The organism is Citrobacter sp. Igbk 17 (genome assembly GCF_028069775.1).
Lineage (GTDB): Bacteria > Pseudomonadota > Gammaproteobacteria > Enterobacterales > Enterobacteriaceae > Citrobacter.
The window spans coordinates 1-3,553 of sequence record NZ_JANEWI010000069.1; the positions used below are offsets into that span (position 1 = coordinate 1).

Sequence of the window (3,553 nt, forward strand, 5' to 3'; positions counted from 1 at the left end):
GATATATGTTTATCAATAAATTAGACATAGATCGATGTTGTATATTTAACAAATGGATGGTTAATATGAAAAAGAAATTTTCAGTATCATTACTTTCTCTGTGTATCGGGTTATCATCAGCCGTAACGTTCTCCGCTGATGCCCGAGATATCACAATCTATTACACCAATGATTTACATGCCCACGTCTCTCCAGAAATTATTCCTTATGTGTCTAAAACCCGTGAAGTTGGTGGGTTTGCGCCCATTTCGAAAATTGTTAAAGATGCAAAAGCCAAAGAAAAAGATGTTTTTTTCTTTGACGCTGGTGACTATTTTACCGGACCGTATATCAGCACCTTAACCAAAGGTGAAGCCATTATCGATATACTGAATACTATGCCCTATGATGCCGTCTCAGTAGGGAACCATGAGTTTGATCACGGGCATGAGAATTTGGTCACACAACTCAGCAAACTTAAATTTCCGGTGCTGCTCGACAACGTTTTTTACAGCGGAACGGAAAACCCGTTGATTAAAACACCGTATACCATCGTCGAAAAAGATGGCTTAAAAATTGGTGTTATTGGTATGCACGGTGTTTCCGCGTTTTATGAAGCGATTGCAGCAGGTGTACGTGAAGGTGTGGACTGCCGGGATCCTGTTCCTTATGTGAAAAAACAGCTGGAAGAGTTAAAGGGAAAAGTTGACCTCACTGTGCTTCTTGCGCATGAAGGCGTCCCAGGCCGCCAGTCCAGTGGTGGTGATGATGATGTTGCTCGCGCGCTGAAGACCGATGTTGAAATGGCTAAAACGCTTGAAGGTTACGGGTTGAACGTGCTTATCACCGGTCACGCTCATAAGGGTACACCGGAGCCGATTAAAGTCGGAGATACGCTTGTCGTCTCTACTGATGCCTATACGATTGAATTAGGTAAGCTGGTACTTGACTGGAACCCTGAAACGAAAAAAGTGGATAGCTACAACGGCAAACTCATCACGATGTACGCAGATACCTACAAACCCGATCCACAAACACAAGCGAAAATTGATGAGTGGAATAATAAGGTTAAGGCCATTACTGACCGCGTCGTTGCCCACTCACCGGAAATTCTGACCCGCTCCTATGGTGAATCAGCAACGACAGGTAACTTAATAACCGATGCATTGTTGTATAAAGTGCCTTACGCCGATGCTGCCTTCTATAATGCTGGCGGTATTCGTTCCGAACTACCAAAAGGTAATATTACCTATGGTGATGTATTGAGCATGTACCCATTTACCAATGATGTGATGAGCATGGATATCAGCGGCAAAGATCTGAAAGCCATTATGTCGCATGCGGCCGATCTGAAAAATGGTATTCTGCATGCTTCTAAGACCGTACAATTCAAATATGACAGTACGAAACCGCAAGGCCAGCGCATTGTTGAATTCAATATTAAAGGCAAGCCGGTAGAAGACAATAAATACTACTCTGTTGCGCTCGACTCATTCATTGGTAAAGGCGGTGGTGGGTTTACCTTCACCAAGGGTAAAAATGTCAAATATATCAAGGGACTGCAAACTGCTCAGGCAATTGTTGATTACATGGAACATGTCAACAACATTACACCTGATCACACCATGCGTGTCGATGATATTAGCAAGTAGTGACTTAGCCTCAAATAGTTAAACATCATGCGGCCATAAAATGGCCGCATTTTCTATACCTAATTAAAAGAGTGGCAATTTATAAACTCTGAATGCTGAGATATCATAGCGATAATCATCCCCATTGACTTCAGCATTCTTATAATAGCCCGATGTTACGGTTGCCTCGAACAGCAGTTGTTTGGTTTCCTTATTGATTTCTTGCAGTACCAGCATACCCAGTGCCTGACTACCATCCAGCGGATCTACAATATCACTATATCCTGGCTGGGCGGATAAAGGGCGACCATTTTCATCCATAGTGCTTGCGCCAAAATGGATGACCAGATTACCATTACTGAGTAAATGCTTGGCACTGACAAAACTGCTATATCCCCGGCTTCCCACCTCTTCTTTACCATATTCATACGAACGTGATACCGTCATTGTATTCAGATCGATTCTAAACTGAACCACCCGGCTAAAATTATCAATCGGTAGCAAACTTTTGGCATCATCCCGGGAACGGTAATTTCCATTGTCAAACACTAAGAACTCCAGAATACCACTCTCTGTATTTGGGATTTCAACGATATTATGCTGACCCCATGTCCAGAAATCTCTGTTCGCTGAATCAATTCCTTCCTGAGTAGAAAAATCAAACAACGGATTACCTGATTCATCAACTGGGGTAAGTAGATATTCTTCAAAGTCAGAGGCCCAGTCCTCGTGATCTGCCATAATAAAGCGCAATTGCCCCGACTCAACATCAACCCCAAAAACAGAACTTTGGTGGCGCCCGGATGAAACCAGCAAATTGTTCGTCGTATTAATATAGCTTTGGTTGATATGCAACCAATCATCCATCGTCACAGATTGGCCTGGCGCACTTCCCGATGGGCGTGGAGAACGTGAATAGTCCATCACTTTCAACATATCATAATAAGCGACTTCAAGTCCGGTAGTCAGATCGATAATGGAAACACCATCCTTGCCTGTTGAATAATCGTCAGGGCGTCCATTGGTATACTCCGAGGGAGCAATAGCAAGATTGTTCTCTAATGGCAGAATAGAGTGATGAAACTCATTATCAAGCAGATAGACTGTATACACTCGTCCCATTACATCAAATTCATACATGTCCAGGCAATGATTGACACCCTGTGATGTCGCCAGAAAATGTCCATTGTCCATTCGAACAAAATTGTAGGAAGGAATCTCCTGAGAAACATACCAACGAACGATACCATATTGGTCAAATGCCAGATTGTAACGGTCAAAATACGTAGAAAAATAAAGGCCATCAGCTACTAATGAAGATTCATCAACGGCTTTGGTTACAGTAATAACCGGGAAGCCAAGAGTAATATCCGCAGAATCCGATGGCGGTAATGCTGCAGGCGTTACTGTGTATTGCCCGACAATCTGCGTGCCGGAGATCAAGGTAACGATATTATCTTCGCCAGCAACTAACCCCGAAACAGGAACCAGGTTAGCGCCAGTTTGCATGCTGTATGTCCATGAGACGGCAACGGTGCTCTCCTTACTATCCTGAACAGTAACCGTTATATCTTCATTCAGTGCCCCCCATATCCCTAAATAAAGACTTAAAGGCGCAGTTCCATAAGGATCTAAAGTAATTAACGGATTCTCATAGCTATCCGCGTCCGTCACTGCCGCGAGCAGACTTTGATAGATTGCATTATGTGAAAGTACCATCGCATTATCAACGTCAATTTGTTGGTTAATGGGTGTGCGAGGAGCTGGCTGGCTGATAGATAACTTATTGATGTTCATATTTCCACCTTTCCATAAAATAGTATTCATTTCTTGTCAGCAACATAATACCGACGTTTCAAAAATAATAAGATAGAAACCGTGGCACAAATAAATAACAATAAAATATTATGATTTAACATATCATGAACGTATAAGTAATAAAT

The 3,553-nt window shown here is 42.5% G+C and carries 2 protein-coding genes; one reads left to right on the top strand and one right to left on the bottom strand.

All coding sequences use genetic code 11. The features are described from left to right. Positions 1-56 precede the first annotated feature (56 nt). Positions 57-1,631: a bifunctional metallophosphatase/5'-nucleotidase gene (locus NNO08_RS22715; RefSeq protein ID WP_271442852.1), complete on the top strand. Its 1,575-nt coding sequence runs from the start codon at positions 57-59 to the stop codon at positions 1,629-1,631. A gap of 63 nt (positions 1,632-1,694) precedes the next feature. Here the strand turns inward: NNO08_RS22715 and NNO08_RS22720 are convergent, their stop codons facing one another. Continuing rightward, positions 1,695-3,407, bottom strand: coding sequence for an aryl-sulfate sulfotransferase (locus NNO08_RS22720; RefSeq protein ID WP_271457597.1), 1,713 nt, complete (start codon positions 3,405-3,407; stop codon positions 1,695-1,697). Positions 3,408-3,553 lie beyond the last annotated feature (146 nt).

Coding starts and splice junctions, on each gene's coding strand:
- NNO08_RS22715 (WP_271442852.1), top strand. CDS start 57: ATGGTTAATATGAAAAAGAAATTTTCAGTATCATTACTTTCTCTGTGT.
- NNO08_RS22720 (WP_271457597.1), bottom strand. CDS start 3,407: ATGAACATCAATAAGTTATCTATCAGCCAGCCAGCTCCTCGCACACCC.